14 protein-coding genes and 1 riboswitch are annotated in these 17,681 nt (G+C 33.1%); of the genes, 3 read left to right on the top strand and 11 right to left on the bottom strand.

The genetic code is table 11. The features are described from left to right. The first annotated feature begins 24 nt into the window (after positions 1-24). Together CSW08_RS04020 and CSW08_RS04015 are read left to right on the top strand one after the other, a co-directional pair. Complete coding sequence (locus CSW08_RS04020; RefSeq protein WP_106658614.1) at positions 25-936, top strand: FecR family protein; 912 nt, start codon at positions 25-27, stop codon at positions 934-936. Continuing rightward, on the top strand, positions 920-3,436 hold the full coding sequence (locus CSW08_RS04015; RefSeq protein WP_106658613.1) for a TonB-dependent receptor: 2,517 nt from the start codon (positions 920-922) through the stop codon (positions 3,434-3,436). Before CSW08_RS04020 ends, CSW08_RS04015 begins: the two co-directional genes overlap by 17 nt. A 53-nt stretch (positions 3,437-3,489) precedes the next feature. Here CSW08_RS04015 and CSW08_RS04010 read toward each other — a convergent pair whose 3' ends face one another. The 8 genes from CSW08_RS04010 to CSW08_RS03975 all read right to left on the bottom strand — a co-directional run bounded on the left by CSW08_RS04010 (position 3,490) and on the right by CSW08_RS03975 (position 11,327). Further along, positions 3,490-3,849 (bottom strand): c-type cytochrome, encoded by a 360-nt coding sequence (locus CSW08_RS04010; protein WP_106658612.1) that lies wholly within the window; start codon positions 3,847-3,849, stop codon positions 3,490-3,492. 115 nt (positions 3,850-3,964) lie between these two features. Then, positions 3,965-4,510 carry an acyl-CoA thioesterase gene (locus CSW08_RS18545; RefSeq protein ID WP_203226845.1) on the bottom strand — a complete coding sequence of 182 codons (546 nt, stop codon included), beginning with the start codon at positions 4,508-4,510 and terminating at the stop codon, positions 3,965-3,967. 9 nt (positions 4,511-4,519) lie between these two features. Then, positions 4,520-4,864 (bottom strand): 6-phosphogluconate dehydrogenase, encoded by a 345-nt coding sequence (locus CSW08_RS04000; RefSeq protein WP_106658610.1) that lies wholly within the window; start codon positions 4,862-4,864, stop codon positions 4,520-4,522. 10 nt (positions 4,865-4,874) lie between these two features. Then, positions 4,875-6,191: a DNA recombination protein RmuC gene (gene rmuC / locus CSW08_RS03995; protein ID WP_106658609.1), complete on the bottom strand. Its 1,317-nt coding sequence runs from the start codon at positions 6,189-6,191 to the stop codon at positions 4,875-4,877. 85 nt (positions 6,192-6,276) lie between these two features. Beyond that, a complete protein-coding gene (locus CSW08_RS03990) occupies positions 6,277-8,001 on the bottom strand; it encodes a tetratricopeptide repeat protein (RefSeq protein WP_106658608.1) in 1,725 nt (574 codons plus the stop codon). 133 nt (positions 8,002-8,134) lie between these two features. Then, complete coding sequence (locus tag CSW08_RS03985) at positions 8,135-8,929, bottom strand: ABC transporter ATP-binding protein (protein ID WP_106658607.1); 795 nt, start codon at positions 8,927-8,929, stop codon at positions 8,135-8,137. Between the two features lie 217 nt (positions 8,930-9,146). Further along, complete coding sequence (locus CSW08_RS03980; protein WP_106658606.1) at positions 9,147-10,178, bottom strand: FecCD family ABC transporter permease; 1,032 nt, start codon at positions 10,176-10,178, stop codon at positions 9,147-9,149. Then, on the bottom strand, positions 10,179-11,327 hold the full coding sequence (locus tag CSW08_RS03975; protein WP_106658605.1) for an ABC transporter substrate-binding protein: 1,149 nt from the start codon (positions 11,325-11,327) through the stop codon (positions 10,179-10,181). A 204-nt stretch (positions 11,328-11,531) separates the two neighbouring features. Then, positions 11,532-11,807, top strand: a riboswitch (cobalamin riboswitch). Positions 11,808-11,876: 69 nt separating this feature from the next. On the opposite strand from CSW08_RS03975, the gene CSW08_RS03970 reads away from it, so the two are divergent. Further along, entirely contained in the window at positions 11,877-13,763 is a 1,887-nt protein-coding gene (locus CSW08_RS03970) for a TonB-dependent receptor plug domain-containing protein (RefSeq protein ID WP_106658604.1), read from the top strand. Between the two features lie 34 nt (positions 13,764-13,797). Here the strand turns inward: CSW08_RS03970 and CSW08_RS03965 are convergent, their stop codons facing one another. The 3 genes from CSW08_RS03965 to CSW08_RS03955 are packed head-to-tail and all read right to left on the bottom strand — an operon-like array spanning position 13,798 to position 17,597. Then, positions 13,798-14,517, bottom strand: a complete 720-nt coding sequence (locus CSW08_RS03965) for a Dph6-related ATP pyrophosphatase (RefSeq protein WP_106658603.1) — start codon at positions 14,515-14,517, stop codon at positions 13,798-13,800. After that, positions 14,518-15,990, bottom strand: a complete 1,473-nt coding sequence (locus tag CSW08_RS03960) for a S41 family peptidase (protein ID WP_106658602.1) — start codon at positions 15,988-15,990, stop codon at positions 14,518-14,520. A gap of 20 nt (positions 15,991-16,010) precedes the next feature. Then, positions 16,011-17,597, bottom strand: coding sequence for a S41 family peptidase (locus tag CSW08_RS03955; RefSeq protein WP_106658601.1), 1,587 nt, complete (start codon positions 17,595-17,597; stop codon positions 16,011-16,013). Positions 17,598-17,681 lie beyond the last annotated feature (84 nt).

Here is a 17,681-nt window from a genome sequence, read left to right as displayed (position 1 = left end):
TATATATTAAAGTTAAGCATAGAGATGGATAAAGATTACTTAATAGAAAATTGGTTAAAAGATGATCTTAATGATGTTGAAAAAGATATGTTCAGTAAGTTGGATGATGCTCAGTTAAACGAATATATTATTGAAAATGCACAACATTTTAAAGCATCATATTTCTCTAAATCGGATGATTTTAATACCTTTAAAACACAGTATAAATCATCAAAAACGCCTGTTAAAAAATTAAATGGGTTCAGTCCGTTGCTAAAAATAGCGAGTGTTGTTGTCATTGGCTTAGGTCTTTATTTTGCCTTTTTTTCAAACACGCTCACTCATGTAGAAACCCTAGTTGGCGAGAAATCTGTTATTGAGCTTCCAGACCATTCTAAAGTAGCGTTAAACGCCCTGTCTTCAATTGAATTCAATACCAAAAATTGGGATGAAAATAGGTTTTTAAGGCTCGATGGAGAAGCTTATTTTATGGTTGCCAAAGGAAAAACCTTTGATGTTAAAACCGAAAACGGAACAGTAACAGTAGTAGGTACACAGTTTAATGTAAAACAACGTGAAAATTATTTTGAAGTCAAATGTTTTGAAGGTATTGTAAAAGTAACTTCAGATACCATAACCAGAAAATTATTGGCAGGTGACGTATATCAAATTTTAAATGGTAAATTTACGGAAGGTAAAATAGTGACATCTGCTCCAAAATGGAGAGAAAACAGGAGCGAATTTGAAGCTATTCCAATAAAAGAAGTGCTTTCGGAATTAGAACGACAATACAACATACAAGTCACTTTTAAAAATATAAATACCAACAGATTGTTTACGGGGGAATTTGTACATAATAATCTCGAAAACGCTCTTATTGCCATAACGCTGCCTATGAATATGACCTATGAATTGAGTTCTTCAAACCTGGTAATAATTCATGGAAAGGAGAATTAAAGAATCAATCCTTTTTTTTAGTTTTTTGCTTTTTGTTCTTTTTAGTAGTTATGCTCAAAATACCAACAAGCAAGAATCATTAGCTCATGTTATAAATGTATTAGAAGCGCAGTATCATGTTCAGTTTAATTATGCGGAAGATACTATTGAAGCTGTTTTCCTCATTCCTCCAGATACTAGTTTGTCGTTAAAAGAAGCTATAACTTATCTAGAAACCCAAACGGGGTTATTGTTTTCCATATTGAGTGATGGTATTATTCTCGTTAAACCTAGAGAAGCTATGGTTTTATGTGGCTATGTAAAAGATAAAGATAATTTACAACCCTTAGCGTCGGCAACTGTTCAAACCTTAAAGAACTCTACCACAACAGATGAAAATGGCTTTTTTCAAATTAAAATTGAAAATGTTACGCAATCCATTACCATTCGGTTTTTAGGGTATAAAACCATCATTAAACTAACTAATCAATTTTCAAAAACGGGTTGTGACGATATTTTTTTGTTTCCAAATTTTCAGTCACTGTCTGAAGTTGTTGTTTCAAATTATATCGCAAGTGGTATAAATAAGATAAATAATGGTTCTTATGAAATTAATTTTTCTGATTTTGACATACTTCCAGGATTAATTGATAACGATGTTTTGCAGTCTGTTCAGGCATTTCCAGGTATTCAAAGTATTAACGAGACCGTTTCAAATATTAATATTCGAGGTGGCACACATGATCAAAACCTGATTCTTTGGGATGATATAAAAATGTACCAGTCTGGTCATTTTTTCGGATTGATTTCAATGTATAATCCGCAAATCACACACTCGGTTTCATTAAGAAAAAATGGCAGCGATGTGAGTTATACCGATGGTGTTTCCGGTACTATTTCAATGCAAACCAATCAATCGGTTAACAATAAACTCAACGCAACTCTAGGTATTAATTTAACCGATGCCAATGCTTTTGTGGATGTTCCAATTAATAAAACATCTTCAATACAAGTGGCTGCAAGAAAATCGATTAGCGATTTTATTGAAACGCCAACGTACTCAGCTTTTTTTGACAGAATTTCTCAAAACACGGAGGTATCTAACAATACCACAACCATTACCAATACAGATAAAACATTTGATTTTTATGACACTTCCTTGCGTTGGATATATAAAATTGGCGACAAAGATGAATTGCGGATTAATTTTATAAATGTATTTAACGAACTTCAGTTCAATGAAAATGCGGTTGTAAATGACGAAGAAGAATCTAGGAAAAGTAATCTAACCCAATATAGCATTGCAGGGGCGTTGCATTACAACAGAATTTGGAACGACAAATTGCAAACGACATTTGAAGCTTATGAAACCGATTATAAACTTAAAGCTGTAAATGTTGATATATTAGATTCTCAGCGTTTTTTACAGGAAAATATCGTGTCTGAAACCAGTTTAAAGTTAAAAAGCAATTATAGATTTAATAACGCTTTACACTTATTGAGCGGTTACCATTTTGTAGAAACCCAAGTTACCAATTTAGATGATATAGACACCCCATTGTTTAGGCTATTGGTCTCAGAAGTGGTTAGAACACATGGTGTTTTCTCTCAATTAGGTTATAAGTCCAAAAACAGAAATTCAAATTTAAATTTTGGTGTGCGCTATAATTTTATTGAAAAATTCAGTAAGTCTATTTGGGAACCCCGATTAAGTTTTAGTCAGCGTTTTTTAGACTTTTTTACAGTTGAAGTTTTAGGAGAGTTTAAGCATCAAAATACATCGCAGGTTATTAACTTCCAAAACGATTTTTTAGGAATTGAGAAACGAAGGTGGCAACTATCTAATAATAAAGATATTCCTGTCATTACAAGCAAACAGGCATCATTAGGTTTAAATTATGGTCATCGAGGGTGGTTATTTAATATAGAAGGGTACATAAAGCATGTTGATGGCATTACAGCACAAAGCCAAGGGTTTCAAAATCAATTTGAATTTGCTAAAAGCAAGGGTGTTAACCGTGTAATTGGGGTAGATGTTTTATTTCGAAAACATATCAATAAGTTTAGCACTTGGATAAGCTATGCGTACATGCATAATGAATACCAATTTAAAGACTTACAACCCAATTATTTTCCTAGTAATTATAATATTAAACATGCTGCTACTTTAGGGATGACATATGGTTTGACGAATTTAAAACTATCCGCTGGATTAAATTGGCATTCTGGAAAACCTACAACTTTACCAGTTACAGGTAATGAAATTGTAAATGATGAAGTGAATTATGAAGCTGTTAATATATCAAGTTTAGAAGATTATTTACGTTTAGATATATCTGCTCTTTATAATTTTAAACTTACCAAGAAAACAAAAGCAAACGTTGGGATTTCACTTTGGAATGTTTTAAACAAAGAAAATCAGATTAACCGATTTTATAAAATAAATAGTGGAGAGCTTAACGAAACAAATCAACGTTCTTTGGGCTTAACCCCAAATGCCGTTTTGAATATTTATTTTTAAAAATTAAACAATTCAATTTTAACATTATTGGTTTTGAAAAATCAAAAACAATATTACTTTTCTAATAAACCATCATCCACCCATTTTTGAATTAAATTTCTTTGTTCCTGTGATAAAAGTCCACCTTTTGGAGGCATTGGGTTAGTTGTACTGTTTATTCTGTTTATCAATCCTCTGGTTTCAACTGCGTTTTTCATTAGTTCATAGGATGTTAAAGACATAGGGGCACCACTTGAAGGTGGTTCTCCATGGCAAGCTATACAATAATTGGTTGTGATACTTTTAATATGGCTGTCATAAGTTATTTTAACCGAATTATTTGGGTTTGAATTTGTTGGATCATCTCCGCTACTCGAACAATTATAGAGCAATATTAGCATGGTAGAAATGTAGAATGAATTTTTAAAATTCATAACAAATTAATTTAAGTTTATTAATTTTAACGGGCTATCATCTTTTAGTTGTTGAATTAAAAACTATATTGTTTGAGACATTAACCTTTATAAAATTAGATTTTTAAAAATTTATTTAATTATCAATTAACTCAATTTTAGCATTTTGGTCTTTTAATGAATCTAAATATAATTCCATTTTAAATTCTGAAGTTCTAAACTCTGAAGATCTATTTTTGGCTTGCTCTTGTCTCGCGATACTTCTCGCATAACGTCTAACTTTATTTTTAGTATCTAAAATAATACCAGGAACCTGAACATTGTTTCCATGCTTGTCTTTAGCCACCATGGTAAAATATGAGGAATTGCAATGTTTTTTTTCTCCAGTTTGTATATTTTCAGATTCGATCCTCACACCAATAACCATAGAGGTTTTTCCTGTATAATTTACGGATGCTTTAAGGGTAACAAGTTCACCAACTTCAATGGGATTTAAAAAATCGACTTTGTTAACAGATGCTGTTACACAATAGTTTCTGGAATGTCTGGAGGCACAAGCAAATGCAATTTGATCCATTAGGCTCAATATAAAACCGCCATGAATTTTTCCACTAAAATTGGAATGTGATGGCAACATTAATTGGGTCATGGTTACTTGTGATTCTTCGGTGGTTTTAAACATAGAATATATTTAGTTTTGTAGTTCAACTTCTGTTATAAAATATTTGGTGTCTCCCAGCCAAAATAATGTTTTATAGCGTTCAAAATAATGAAGTTTAACCATTTTGCCTTGGAAGTTGTTCAAATCTTCAATCACTTGTTTTTCATTACCTTCTACTGAAAATATAAATCTTTGGGATTCAGAAACACCTTGACTTATTTCACCTTCCCAGGTTTTGAAAACCATGCCTTTATGACTGAATTTAATTAACTCACCTGCTCTTACGCCATTGCTGTAGCTTGCAAAATAAAGAAAACAGATATATACTATAAATATAATACCAATACCAATACCAATTTTTGTGATGATTTTCATGTCTTAGTTTTTAGTGGTCTTCAGCACGTTTAAGTATCGCTTCAGGAAGTGCTTTTTTAGCCTTGGCGCCCATTTTTTTAAGTTTTTCAACACTCGAAATTAAATTGCCTTTGCCATCAACTAATTTATTCATGGCGGCAGAATAATCACTTTTTGCAGCATCAATTTTTTTGCCAACACCTGTTAAATCAAGAACCAATCCTTCAAACTTATCGTATAAGGCACCTGCTTGTCGGGCAATTTCAATAGCGTTTTGTTGTTGCTTTTCATTATTCCACATACTGTCAATAGTTCGCAAAGTTGCCAAAAGGGTAGAAGGCGTTACAATAACAATATTTTTTTCAAATGCTTTATTATAAATGCTATTATCTTCATTGACAACAACCGCAAATGCGGGCTCAATAGGAATAAACATGAGGACAAAATCCGGGGATTCTATATCGTATAAATCTTGATAATTTTTTTCTGAAAGTTGGTCTATGTGCCTTTTAATGGAATTTACATGTGCTTTTAAAAGCATAGCTTTATCTTCATCTTCAGCATTTACCAAACGCTCATAATCTGTTAACGATACTTTAGAGTCGATGACCATTTTTTTACCATCGGGAAGGTGTAAAACCACATCGGGCATCACTCTAGAACCATCTTCGCGTGCAAAGCTTTGTTGCACAAAATATTCTCTATCTTTTTCGAGTCCCGATTTTTCTAAAACACGTTCTAAAACCAACTCGCCCCAATTCCCTTGCATTTTACTATCACCTTTTAAAGCTCGGGTTAGGTTAGTGGCTTCTTTGGTCATCAATAGATTTAAGTCTTTCAAGCCAATCAGTTGCTCTTTTAAAGCCGAATGCATACTGATACTTTCTTTTTGTGTTAAATCGACTTTATCTTCAAAAATCTTAATTTTTTCTTGTAACGGATTTAAGATGTTTTTGATGTTTTCTTTATTCTGAAGCGTGAATTTTTCTGATTTTTCTTCTAAAATTTTATTGGCCAATAACTCAAAATCTTTACGTAGTTCCTCTTGTCGTTTTTCTAATTCCTCATCACGCTTCAAATTAAGTTGATAAAGGTTTTCATATTCGGTATTCCGTCTGGTTAAGTCAGCATTTAAAAACTCTTTCTCTTTTCTTATATCATCACGCTCAACTTCAATTTTGCTAAGTGTTTGTTTAAGGTCATTTATGGTTAAACTCATTTGATTTTGACGTTCTTCCAGGGTGCTTTGGTCGCTTTTACTTTTCAACTTGGTAATGGTCATGCCAATATACGCACCAATACCTCCAGAAATTAAAATGGCGAGAATTAGAATAAGGTTGTCGTTCATTTAAAAATAAGTTTGACCAAAGATAATTTTTTTAGTCAGAAGAACGAAAAATGATATTATCAGATATCAAGAATTTTAAATTATTTCACAAGATGGATGAGTCAATTTTTATATCGGCATCACTCCAAGCTTGATCAAACTCATGTTTTATTTTGTCTGCTTCAGTCAATTTACCTTGGGCTTTTAAACTTTGATATAAACCTATTAAGGACCAACCGTTTTGTCTGAGTACTTTTAAATCTTCATGATACACTTTTTCAGCTTCTGCATATTTTTTTGCTTTCATTAAAACGGCCCCTAAATTTTGTCTCGTTGGAATATGCCATGCTGAAGGTTCGTTATAAATTAAAGCGTCTTCGATTTCAACTCCTCTTTTTAAATGCATAATAGCTGAATCGTAGTCGTTTTTAATAGAAGCCATTTCTCCTGCAACAACTTCATAGGCTAATTTTGCTAGGGTGGTGCCATTATCAAATCCTGTTGCAACCAGAGTTTCCATCGCAGGATCTTTAATAAATAAATCAATGGCGTCAAGTTCTTCTTGTGCTTCTTTTAAATTGTTTTTTCTGGTAAATGCAATTCCTCTTGCATAATGCCATATAAGTTTTAAGTGTTTAATACTATCATTTGGTTTTGGGTAAGTTAGGATGTCATTCCATTTTCCAAATCTTATGTAAGCTAAAAGTGGCGTGGAGGCAAAATTTTGTAAAAAATGAAGCTCTTTCATTTCACCCACGGGTACTTTTTCTGCTGTTTTTTTTGCAGCATCGATAGCTATTTTACTATTTCCCAATAAACTAGATGCAGACCAAAGAAAATGTATATTATGTGGATAATAACCGAGTGGATACATGCCTTGTGCGTAGCATTGCGAAATATAATCTTCATCTGCTAAAATAGCTTCTTGATTAACCCTAACGGCATCTTTATATTTGCCAACTCTAATGTATATATGAGAAGGCATATGTACTAAATGGCCAGCTGCTGGCATTAAAGAGCCGAGTTTATCAGCACTCGGTAAAGCTAAATCTGGAAATGGAAGTTCAACCATATGTATGTAATAATGATTTGCACCTGGATTATTAGGATTTAATTCCATTGCTTTTTCGAGAGCGGCTTTTGCTTCAAGAATGTATGGAGATGGTTTTCCATTTTTATCCCAATAATTCCAAGGAACCGTATTCATTACTGAAGCTGCATATAAAGTTTGGATATCAGAATCTTCAGGATAATTGGCTACTACTTTTTCCATGCCTTTCATGTATGCCAAATTAAGTTCGGCTACATCTTTTTTTAAATCAGTCGAATATCTATGGGTTAGCGCTTCAATAAGTGCTTGTTCTTTTGGTGTTGCATTTGAGGAAACCTGTAGCGCTTTTTCAATAGCCTCATTGTATTTGTTTTTGCGTTCATCATCAGGAAATGGGTCATTAATATTTGGACCTAATGTATAGGCTTGCCCCCAAAATGCCATGGCACAATTTGGGTCTAACCTTGAGGCTTCCATAAATGAACGGTGTGCTTCTGCATGATTAAAACCGTAAGTAAGCCTGATTCCCTGATTAAAAAAGCGTTGTGCCAATTCATTTTTTGTGCTTACTTTATAGGTGTGGTTTCCAAGGTTTTCAAACAATGGAGCAATTTGTTTTGTTGTGTCTATATTATCTAATAAGAATTTGGCGGGTGTGCAACTTATCGAATTACTACCAATTTTACGAGGATAATCTAATGCTTTATCAGGCGATATTTTATAAAAAAAAGTAGCTAAGAGCATTACAAAGGTAAATAGAATGATGGGTTTGGTTTTCATAATGACAGTATTAATGTTAATGAAACCATGAACTTTAACTATCAATAATTAAAGTATAAGCAGATGTATTTGGTTGATATTAAGGCGGTAACGTAATAAATGTAATTAATTTATAGCTAATAAAAAAGTAATATTACTGTTTCACCCGAAAACTTCCCGTTTTCTCATCAAAAGTTATTAAATCTTCTGGAAATAAGGACTTAAAAGTACCATTCAGAATTAAATTACAAGGCATATCAGACACCACTTGGCTAGGAGTCATAACAATTAACTTGTCACATAATTGAATTGCTAAATCTATTTCGTGCGATGAAAACAGTATGGTTTTATTGGTTTCTTTAGCTAATTTTTGCAATAATTTTAGGGTGTAAACTTTATGGTAAATGTCTAAGTGGGTGGTGGGTTCGTCTAAAATGATTAAATCGGTATCTTGAGCTAAAGCACGCGCAATCATCACTTTTTGTAATTGTCCATCACTTAACTCAAAGCATCTTTTATGCTTTAAGTCGGATATGTTGGTTTGGGTTAAAGCAGAATTTATAATCGTCATATCGGTTTCAGATAAATTACCCACCCAATTGGTATAAGGTTGTCTGCCTAAAGCAACTAACTCGAAAACAGACAAGTTTTTAGACATTAGTTGCTCAGTTAACACCAAACTCAATGCTTTTGCTAAGTCCAGTGCAGCATACTGCTTAATGTTTTTGTTATTAATAAATATATCTCCACTTAATGCGTTTTGAACATTAGTAAGTGTTCTTAAAAGTGTTGATTTCCCAACGCCATTAACACCAACCAAACCAACTAATTCACCTTTGTGTAATTCAATATTAATATTGGAAGCTACAACAGTAAGCTCTTTTTTAGAAGCATATCCAATAGATACATCTTTGGCTTTTAAAATGATATGTTGGTTTTTTTCTATCATTGATTTAATTAAAGTTACAAAGCTACAAAGTTACAAAGCTACAAAGTTACAAAGCTACAAAGTTACAGAGTTACAGAGTTACAGAGTTTCAAAGTTACAGGGTTGCAAAGCTACAAAGCTACAAAGCTACAAAGTTACAGAGTTACAGAGTTATAGGTTACAATGTTAAAAAAGTCTAAAAATCTAACAGGTCTTAAAATCTAATTTGTCTAACAATCTAAAAAACCATTTTACGTTTCCTAACCAACAACCAAATAACAACCGGAGCACCTATTAAAGATGTAATGGCATTAATTGGCAAGGTATAATCGCTATTTGGTACTTGCGCAATACTGTCGCAAATAAGCATCACGATGCCTCCAAATAAAAAAACAGCAGGTAATAATATTTTATGGTTTGAGGTGTTGAAAACTTGACGCGTTAAATGCGGAATGGCTAAACCTATAAACGCTATAGGCCCCGCAAAAGCCGTAATAGTTCCTGCCAATAAACTGGTTGCAATAATAATGGCAAACCGACTTCTTTTAATGTTCAAGCCCAAACTTTTGGCATAGTTTTCACCTAAAAGCATGGTATTTAACGATTTTACGGAAGCTAAACTTACTATGATACCAAAGCTGTAAATGATAAAAAAGATGATCAATTCATCCCAAGATAAATTTCCCAAACTGCCAAAACCCCAGAAAATATATTGTTGTAGTTGTTGCGCAGACCCAAAGTATGAAAGCACGCTTACAATGGCCGCCGTGATACTTGCAAACATGAGTCCGATGATAAGTATTGCCATAGTATCACGTACTTTTAACGATACCATTAAAACCGCTAACAATACTAAAAAACTACCTAAACTGGCAGCTATAACAATGCTCCATTTTGAGATTAAAAGCGACATAAAAACCCCGCCAAAAACCGATGAGCCAAGAATGACTAAGGCTACACCTAAACTCGCTCCCGAACTAATTCCCAAAACAAATGGTCCTGCTAACGGATTTCTAAATAATGTTTGCATTAACAATCCGGAAATGCCCAAGCCAGAGCCCACCAATATGGCGGTTACTGCTTTTGGCAATCGGTAATTTTGAATGATATGTTGCCATGTTTCTTGTTCGGTTACGTTTCCAATAATACTGTTGAAAACATCTTTAAGCGGAATATAAACAGAACCCAAACTTATATTTGCTAAAAAACAGAATACAAGTATGATGGATAATACCAAAAAGGATAGTTTATATGTATTTGAATTCGGCAATTAGTCTAAAGGTTTAAAAAAGTAAAGGTCATAATTTTTTAACAGTTCTGGGTGACAAATTTTAATAAGATCTTTCAAAACCAAATCGGGTCGGGTAGTGCCCAGCTCAAAATATAGAATACCACCAGATGTTCCCGTCGTATTTATAGAAGAATAAATCGTATTATTTTGGAAAGCTTTAAACAGCGCATGATGTGTGTTTCCATTTTTAAGAGCTTCTTTGCTTGCATAATTTGACGGACTTAACCAAATATCAGCATTTTTAGCTTTTGAAAAAACGGTTTCAAAATTCAGGGATAAACTACCTGTTCCTTTAGAGTCGCTCCACAAATAATTAGCATTGGCATCTTTTAAAAGCTGTGCTTCGGTGCTTGTTCCATTGGGTAAGAACCAAATATCGTTGTGCATCGCGCCACTTAAAATAATGGGTTGGCTTTTAGTGTTTTTTGCCAACTTTTTAGCTTCTAAATAATTGTATTCAATACTATTAAAAATAGAATCGGCCTCTTTTTCTTTATTGAATAATACGCCAAAAAACTTAATCCATTCTGCTTTTGCAAGTGGCGATTCTTCAACCCAATCACCATTAAATATAACAGGAATCCCCGATTTTTTTATCGTTTCAAAAGTTCGGTTGTTACCATCAACTCCAAAACCAATAACAAGATTTGGTTTTAATTCCAACAACACTTCGGTATTAATCCCTTCGTTTTTTCCTAATTCCCGAACCAATCCTTTATCGATTCGACTTCTGGTCTTTTCAGAAGAAATATAATCGATTCCCGGGAAGCCAACCAAAGTTTCTTCAACGTTTAAAAGTTCTAAAGCAGGAATGTGAGTGGTGGAGGTGACGACTATTTTTTGAATGGGCATTTCAATAGCTCCATCATAATTGTTTTTTTCCGTACTCCAAAAATCAGCATCATAGTTAGTGTTCAAAAGAACATATGTATATGATTTTTCTGCCTTAGGCCAAGGATTTTTTATTTCTAAAATTTTATGGGTTCCGTAATCTTTAACCGAAAAACCTTTAGCGTATTTTAATGGTAATTGTTCACCTTTAACACTTTCGGTTAATTGTTTTTTTGTCTCATTTTTACAATTAAGTAGTGTTAGTATAATAATTAAAAGAAGCGATTTGTATTTCATTAATAGATGACAATTGTCATTTTTAAACATTTTAAAGCTTGTTATTTTTGTTGAAAATATTAACAATGCGAGATGGTTCAAATTTAACATTATATATAGTAGCTGGCGTAATAATAGCTCATTTTTTAATTGGATTTATTTATTTAATTTATAAAATGACTAAGAAAAAGTAAGCTTTTGAATACTATTTTAAAGTTAATATTTACATTTGCATCGAAATTTGGTTTTGTTCATTTCAAGTGAATAAATTAAAAGGGAATCAGGTGAGTTGATTTACGAATTAGTCCCGATAGCTATCGGGATTGGATTTACGATTGTTGAAATCGTAATTCGTCATTCGTAATTCAACAATTCCTGGACTGTTCCCGCAACTGTAAGCTACAAAGCTTCATGTTATACTTCAAGTCACTTAAGAGCAATCTTTGGGAAGACGAACATGAAGACGCAAGTCAGGAGACCTGCCTTTTTTCAAAACAAATAAGTTAAACTTTCGGGATAAAGGTTTTTGTATGATAATCCATGCGATTCTCCGAGTAATTATTCATTAAAATGAACAAAAAAACAAATGTTTTTGGTGTACTGTGCTTAGGTATATCATTATGTGGCTTTGCGCAACAGCTCCCGATAGCTATCGGGATCGATTCAACAAAAGTGGAACAACTTGATGAAGTAGTTGTTTCCGATTCACGTTTTCAATTGAAACGTGAAAATTCAGGTAAAACGGTTATTAAAATTTCAAAAGCTGAAATTGAAAATAATCAAGGAAGAAACATTTCAGACTTAATTAATGCCAAAAGTGGTATAGAAATTAATGGGACACGAAGTGTTGAAGGTATTAATTTAGGGTATTTTGTTAGAGGTGGTAACAATAGGCAGGTTTTGGTGCTTATTGATGGCGTTCAAGTGAACGATCCGTCGCTCGTTTCCAATGAATTTGATTTACGTTTGGTAGATTTGAACACCGTAGAATCCATCGAGATTATTAAAGGGGCGGCCAGTACCTTATATGGTAATTCTGCTGCCACGGCTGTCATTAATATTACGACCAAAAAAAGCTATGGAAAACCAATTTCCGCTAGTTTTTTATCGGTTATAGGGACAAACCAATCGGCAGATGACCAGAATTATAACGGTTCCAGTTTTAACAACAATGTGTCCGTAAATGGAAATCTTGATAAGTTTAACTATTTAGCAAGTTTTGCAAATAGGTATGTGGATGGTTTATCCGCTGCAAAATCTGAGAATGCAGAAAAAGACCCATTTTCAAGATTCAATACCAATCTAAAATTAGGTTATACTTTTAGTGATGCTTTTGAATTATCCACTTTTGCAAGTTATGATAAGTTAAAAACTGATACAGATGGCTTTCCACCACCAAACTATACCATCGCAGATACAGACGATGCTTATAAAAATGAACAAAAAAGGATTGGGATTTCACCTAAATTCACCTATGCAAACGGAAGTTTTCAGGTGAATGCTGCTTATACAGAAATAAATAGAGAAAGTATTTCAGATTTTGTTACAAGTTATGAAGCGAAGAGTTATGTGGTGGATGCGTTTAATAAGTACGTTTTTGACGATACCTTTTATACCATTGTTGGATTTAATTATGCCGATTACAACACATTGTTTGATCAAGAACGGTCATATACAACGTCCGATCCTTATGTAAATGCTGTTTATGTATCAGATTTCGGATTGAATTTGAATGCTGGAGCCAGATTGAATAATCATAGTGAATATGGTTCCCATTTTGTTTATAATTTTAATCCATCTTATACTGTTGCGGTGAATTCTGGATATGTTAAGATTCTGGGTTCGTACGCCACATCGTTTATAGCACCTAATTTATCACAGTTATTTGGGTTTTTTGGAGCCAATCCTGATTTAGAGCCAGAAGAAAACAGGACGATTGAAGGTGGTTTGGAATTTTCAAATAGAAAAGGGTTTCGTTTGAACGGCCTTTATTTTAACCGACAAGAAGACAACACCATTATTTATACAACCGGTTACGAAAATGCCACTGAAAGCGCCACGGTACATGGTGTGGAAGTTGAAGCTACGATTAATTTAATTAAGGATTTAACGGTTTCTACAAACTATACATTTACGGAATTGCAAGAAGGTTTACGTTTGCGTTTGCCCAAACATAAAGTGAATGCCAATTTGGGTTATAATTTTTCTGAAAGCACGTATACATCGTTGACCTATCAATTTGTTGGAAACAGAACGGATACCGATTTCTCAACCTATCAAAATGTGGAATTAAAATCGTTTTCTTTAATTGATTTATATTTTAGCCAAAAACTAATAGAAAATAAATTAAAACTTTTTGCCACAGTAACCAATCTGTTTAATGAAGATTACACGGAAATCATTGGATATACAACCAAAGGTAGAAATGTCAGTTTGGGAATGAATTTGAATTTTTAATTTCATTAAGAGGCGGCTGGCTGAAAAGTTTTTTTCAAGGAATTAAATCACAGTACCAAACACCATATGGCTCACTTTTACAAATGGAGTCACTGGTGTTTGGATTTTTATATTCACGATATACTTTTTCGCCTAAGGTAAACGGGATTGGGTTTTTGAAAATAGGCCCATCAAAACAAAAGGTGTGAAATTCACCATTTTCGCCACAAGGATCAACACCATCGGGTAAATTATCAATAAAGTTTCTGTCTATAACGGTTCCAACAAAATCTTCATTAAAATATTTTGAATTGGCACAGACAATAACTGTTTTGAAACCTAAATCTAAAAATTCGTTCATTAATTCTTTAGTGTCTCGTTTCCAAATAGGAAATACCGCTTTTAAATTCTGTTTGGCTAATTGCGTTTCTCTATAAGTTCTTAAATCCTCTAAAAAAATATCGCCAAAAGCACTATGTGTAAAACCTTCGGTTTTTAATCTCGATACAGTTTCTATCATTTTTTGTTCGTAAACTTCCATACTAGGCATTTCAGGTAATTCTATTAAACTGGCTTTAATATTAAGTGCGTTGGTTTGGGCTACTAAAAGTTCCTTTCTAAGCCCATGCATAGATACACGATTGTAATGGCTGTTTACGGTTGTAATTAATTCATCAACAGCATAACGGTTGTCCTTTAGCAAATAGAAAAGCGCTAGTGCTGAGTCTTTACCCGAACTCCAATTGAAATAGGTTTTAATTTTCGGGGCTAACAATTAATTTGAGATATTAAATGGAAGTTTTTTATCAACATACATCTCATTATGGAATGGTTTAAAGCTATTACTATCTTTAAACAATGTTAAAGAGGCTTCCTTTTCAGATTTTATTGGAGCTAATTTTGCAGTCGGACTCTGAATGTCTGCCAAAGCAGCAGCCAATAATGTTTCATTTTCATCACCAATAATACCTAAGTCTAAATAACTTTCAGAGAGTTCAACATCTGGGGTTAAACCATCAAAATAATCTGTTCTTCCAACTTTATTCAACGATTTAAAAATTAATGGTTGCATGGCATAACTATGGCTTGGGTTGGCACCTTGACGAGAAAAATCAGGGGAATCATAAAGTGTCGTAGAGGCTTGATATTTACCAGCTGTATTTTCACCAATATGGATCACATTAATATAAGGGTCTAAGGCATTTATAACCAATTCACTAGCAGATGCCGATGATTCCAAAGCAATCACATATACTTTTTGAAGATTTAAACTGTTTAGAGCGGCTCCATCATCGTTGTTTACAAACCTGCTTATTAATAATTCTGGATCTTCATTTTCAAAAGCGGCCTGAAATTCACTGTTCCATTGTTCTGTAATAAAAATTTCGCCATTAAATTGCCCTGTTATCATGCTTGATAATAATATAGCTGAGTTTACCGAGCCTCCAGAGTTATACCTTAAATCCAATACAAGATGTTGTACATTACTTGATTTAAAAGTCGCAAAGGCATTGTTGAGCTGCTCATCAAAATTTGCAGTGAAACCATTATACATTAAGTAGCCCACGTTTTGTCCTCCAACATTAAAAATGTTTGTTGTAAAAATGGGATTTTCAGTATACTGAACTTTGGCAAGACTAATGCTTTCATTTCTAGAAACTATCGTATCGTCTGTTGTGGTAGAAGTGCCATTATCATTATAATTAGCTAAATTTAAAGCATATGCGTTAGAACCCAGTAAGCTGATATAGTTATCGATTGTTAATGGATTACCATCAATGCCACTAAAAACATCGCCCCTTATTAAACCACTGGCGCTGGCACTACTATTTGGCAAAACCATGGTTACAATACCTATTAATTGCGTGTTGCTGTTTGGCTGAAGAAATAATTTAAATTCCATACCATTGCTTGTGGTAACGCCTGCTAACTGCTGTTCTAAAGCGATGTAATCATCTACAATCCAACTGAATCTGTCAACGGTTTCCCTCTGGTAAATCAGACTTTCAAATAAATCTTCAGGACTTGAAAAACCGTTTAAATAATTGGCATAAGCTTCATCACTATTGAAGGCGTCATTTGCTAGATTCGGAACATTATCTTTGTATAGATACACTAAGTTCATGCCTTTCCAAACAAAATCATTTATAGAACTTCCTGTGATTTGGTTATCATCTTTATCTTCAAAACAGCTAATGTTTAAAAAAGCAATGACTATTAATAGAATTAGGGGCGTTTTAATTTTCATAAGTGGTTTTTAAAATGCTTTTATTTGATTTGTTTAAAATCGACTATTAACCCAGAACCACGAGTATTGAAATCTTTACTGCTAGCAACTGGTTCAACTTTCACTCCAGGTTTGTTGGCTTTATCTAAATCAAACTTGGTGGTTGTTCCTGTAATTAATTCTAGAGCTTTCGCTAAAAAAGGCTCATTGGCATCACCTAAGGTACCAAGATTTAATAAATTTTCACCTTCTACTGTACCCGCTGAAGTATTATAAGTAATTAAATAATCTGGAACAAGTCCATCGTAATAGTCTGAAACACCATTTACATTTGTAGCTTTAATAACTAATGGCTGCATGGCATATTTATGGTTAGGGTTAGCACCCGTTTTTTCAAAATTTGGAGAATCATATAAAGTTACAGATCCATGGAATTTTCCAGTAGTGTTGGTTCCAATCTGTATAACATCAATATATGGATTTAAGCCATTAATCATCAATTCGCTTGAAGATGCTGTTTCGTCTGTAGTTAAAATATAAACTTTATTTAAATTCAAACTGTTAATTGGAGTGCCATCAGAAAGTTCATTTACAAAAGGGTTTACTAATATTTCAGGAGCATTAGCTTCAAAATAAGCTTGGTATTTTGAATTCCACTGCTCTTTATAAAAAATTTCTCCTTCAAATTGACCAGTAATCATACTTGCCAAGTCAACAGCAATATATCCATTGCCTCCTAGATTGTACCTCAAGTCTAAAACCAATTCGTCAATACCTTCAGCTTTAAATTGACTAAACACATTGTTTAACTCTAACTCGAAATTAACAAGGAATTGATTATACATAAGATATCCAACTTTTATGCCACCAACATCAATGACTTTGTTTACTAAAATAGGACTTTCCGTAAAATTGGTTTTAGTAAGCTCTACTACTTTACCATTTAATGCAATGGCATTGTTGGTAATATTTGCCATACCAAGAGTATAGGTGTTATTTGCTCCAAATAGCAAATTAGCATAGTTGTTAACGTTTAATTGTTGACCATTTACCGTTAAAAAAAAATCACCTCTATGTATATCTTTTCCTGAAGCATCAGAATTATTAGCTAAATATCTAACATAACCAAAAACATCATCAGAACCAGAAAGTCTTACTAAACCAAAATCCAAGCCATTAGAATTAGAATTTCCTTGAAAAAAGTTTTCTAGAGCAACATAATCGTCTTCTATCCAGCTGAATCTATCTATGACATCTTTTTGGTATAATAAATCATCAAATAAAGATTCAGGCGTGTTATAATCGTTTAAAAATGTAAAATAATTTTTTACAATATCTTGAGATAATTCATCTGATTTGCCATAATTGTTATAGAACGTAACATAATCTGAGTTTGAGAAAAATTTGGTGTCAGATAAATTTGGGACATCTTCCTGCCATAAATAAATTTCGTTTAAACCCCTCCAAATAAAGTCGTTTATTTCGCTGTTTAATGTTACGGGTTCAACTACAATAGGATCTGCAGTAGTTGTAGGCTCATCATTTTTACTACAATTAAATAAGGCTAATGCCGTAAAGGATAGAAGTAAAAGGCGGCTTGATTTGAGGATTATATTGATTTTTTTCATAACATTTTTATAGCTTGGTCTTATAAACTGTAAATTAGCTTACATTATTATGTAAATATAAATATTTTGTAACAAAATAGATGG

The organism is Confluentibacter flavum, from assembly GCF_002843175.1.
Taxonomy (GTDB): domain Bacteria; phylum Bacteroidota; class Bacteroidia; order Flavobacteriales; family Flavobacteriaceae; genus Confluentibacter; species Confluentibacter flavum.
This window is presented reverse-complemented; position numbering and strand designations above follow the sequence as displayed.

Coding starts and splice junctions, on each gene's coding strand:
- CSW08_RS18545 (WP_203226845.1), bottom strand. CDS start 4,510: ATGTTTAAAACCACCGAAGAATCACAAGTAACCATGACCCAATTAATG.
- CSW08_RS04010 (WP_106658612.1), bottom strand. CDS start 3,849: ATGAATTTTAAAAATTCATTCTACATTTCTACCATGCTAATATTGCTC.
- CSW08_RS04020 (WP_106658614.1), top strand. CDS start 25: ATGGATAAAGATTACTTAATAGAAAATTGGTTAAAAGATGATCTTAAT.
- CSW08_RS03985 (WP_106658607.1), bottom strand. CDS start 8,929: ATGATAGAAAAAAACCAACATATCATTTTAAAAGCCAAAGATGTATCT.
- CSW08_RS03970 (WP_106658604.1), top strand. CDS start 11,877: ATGAACAAAAAAACAAATGTTTTTGGTGTACTGTGCTTAGGTATATCA.
- CSW08_RS04015 (WP_106658613.1), top strand. CDS start 920: ATGGAAAGGAGAATTAAAGAATCAATCCTTTTTTTTAGTTTTTTGCTT.
- CSW08_RS04000 (WP_106658610.1), bottom strand. CDS start 4,864: ATGAAAATCATCACAAAAATTGGTATTGGTATTGGTATTATATTTATA.
- CSW08_RS03975 (WP_106658605.1), bottom strand. CDS start 11,327: ATGAAATACAAATCGCTTCTTTTAATTATTATACTAACACTACTTAAT.
- CSW08_RS03990 (WP_106658608.1), bottom strand. CDS start 8,001: ATGAAAACCAAACCCATCATTCTATTTACCTTTGTAATGCTCTTAGCT.
- rmuC (WP_106658609.1), bottom strand. CDS start 6,191: ATGAACGACAACCTTATTCTAATTCTCGCCATTTTAATTTCTGGAGGT.
- CSW08_RS03955 (WP_106658601.1), bottom strand. CDS start 17,597: ATGAAAAAAATCAATATAATCCTCAAATCAAGCCGCCTTTTACTTCTA.
- CSW08_RS03960 (WP_106658602.1), bottom strand. CDS start 15,990: ATGAAAATTAAAACGCCCCTAATTCTATTAATAGTCATTGCTTTTTTA.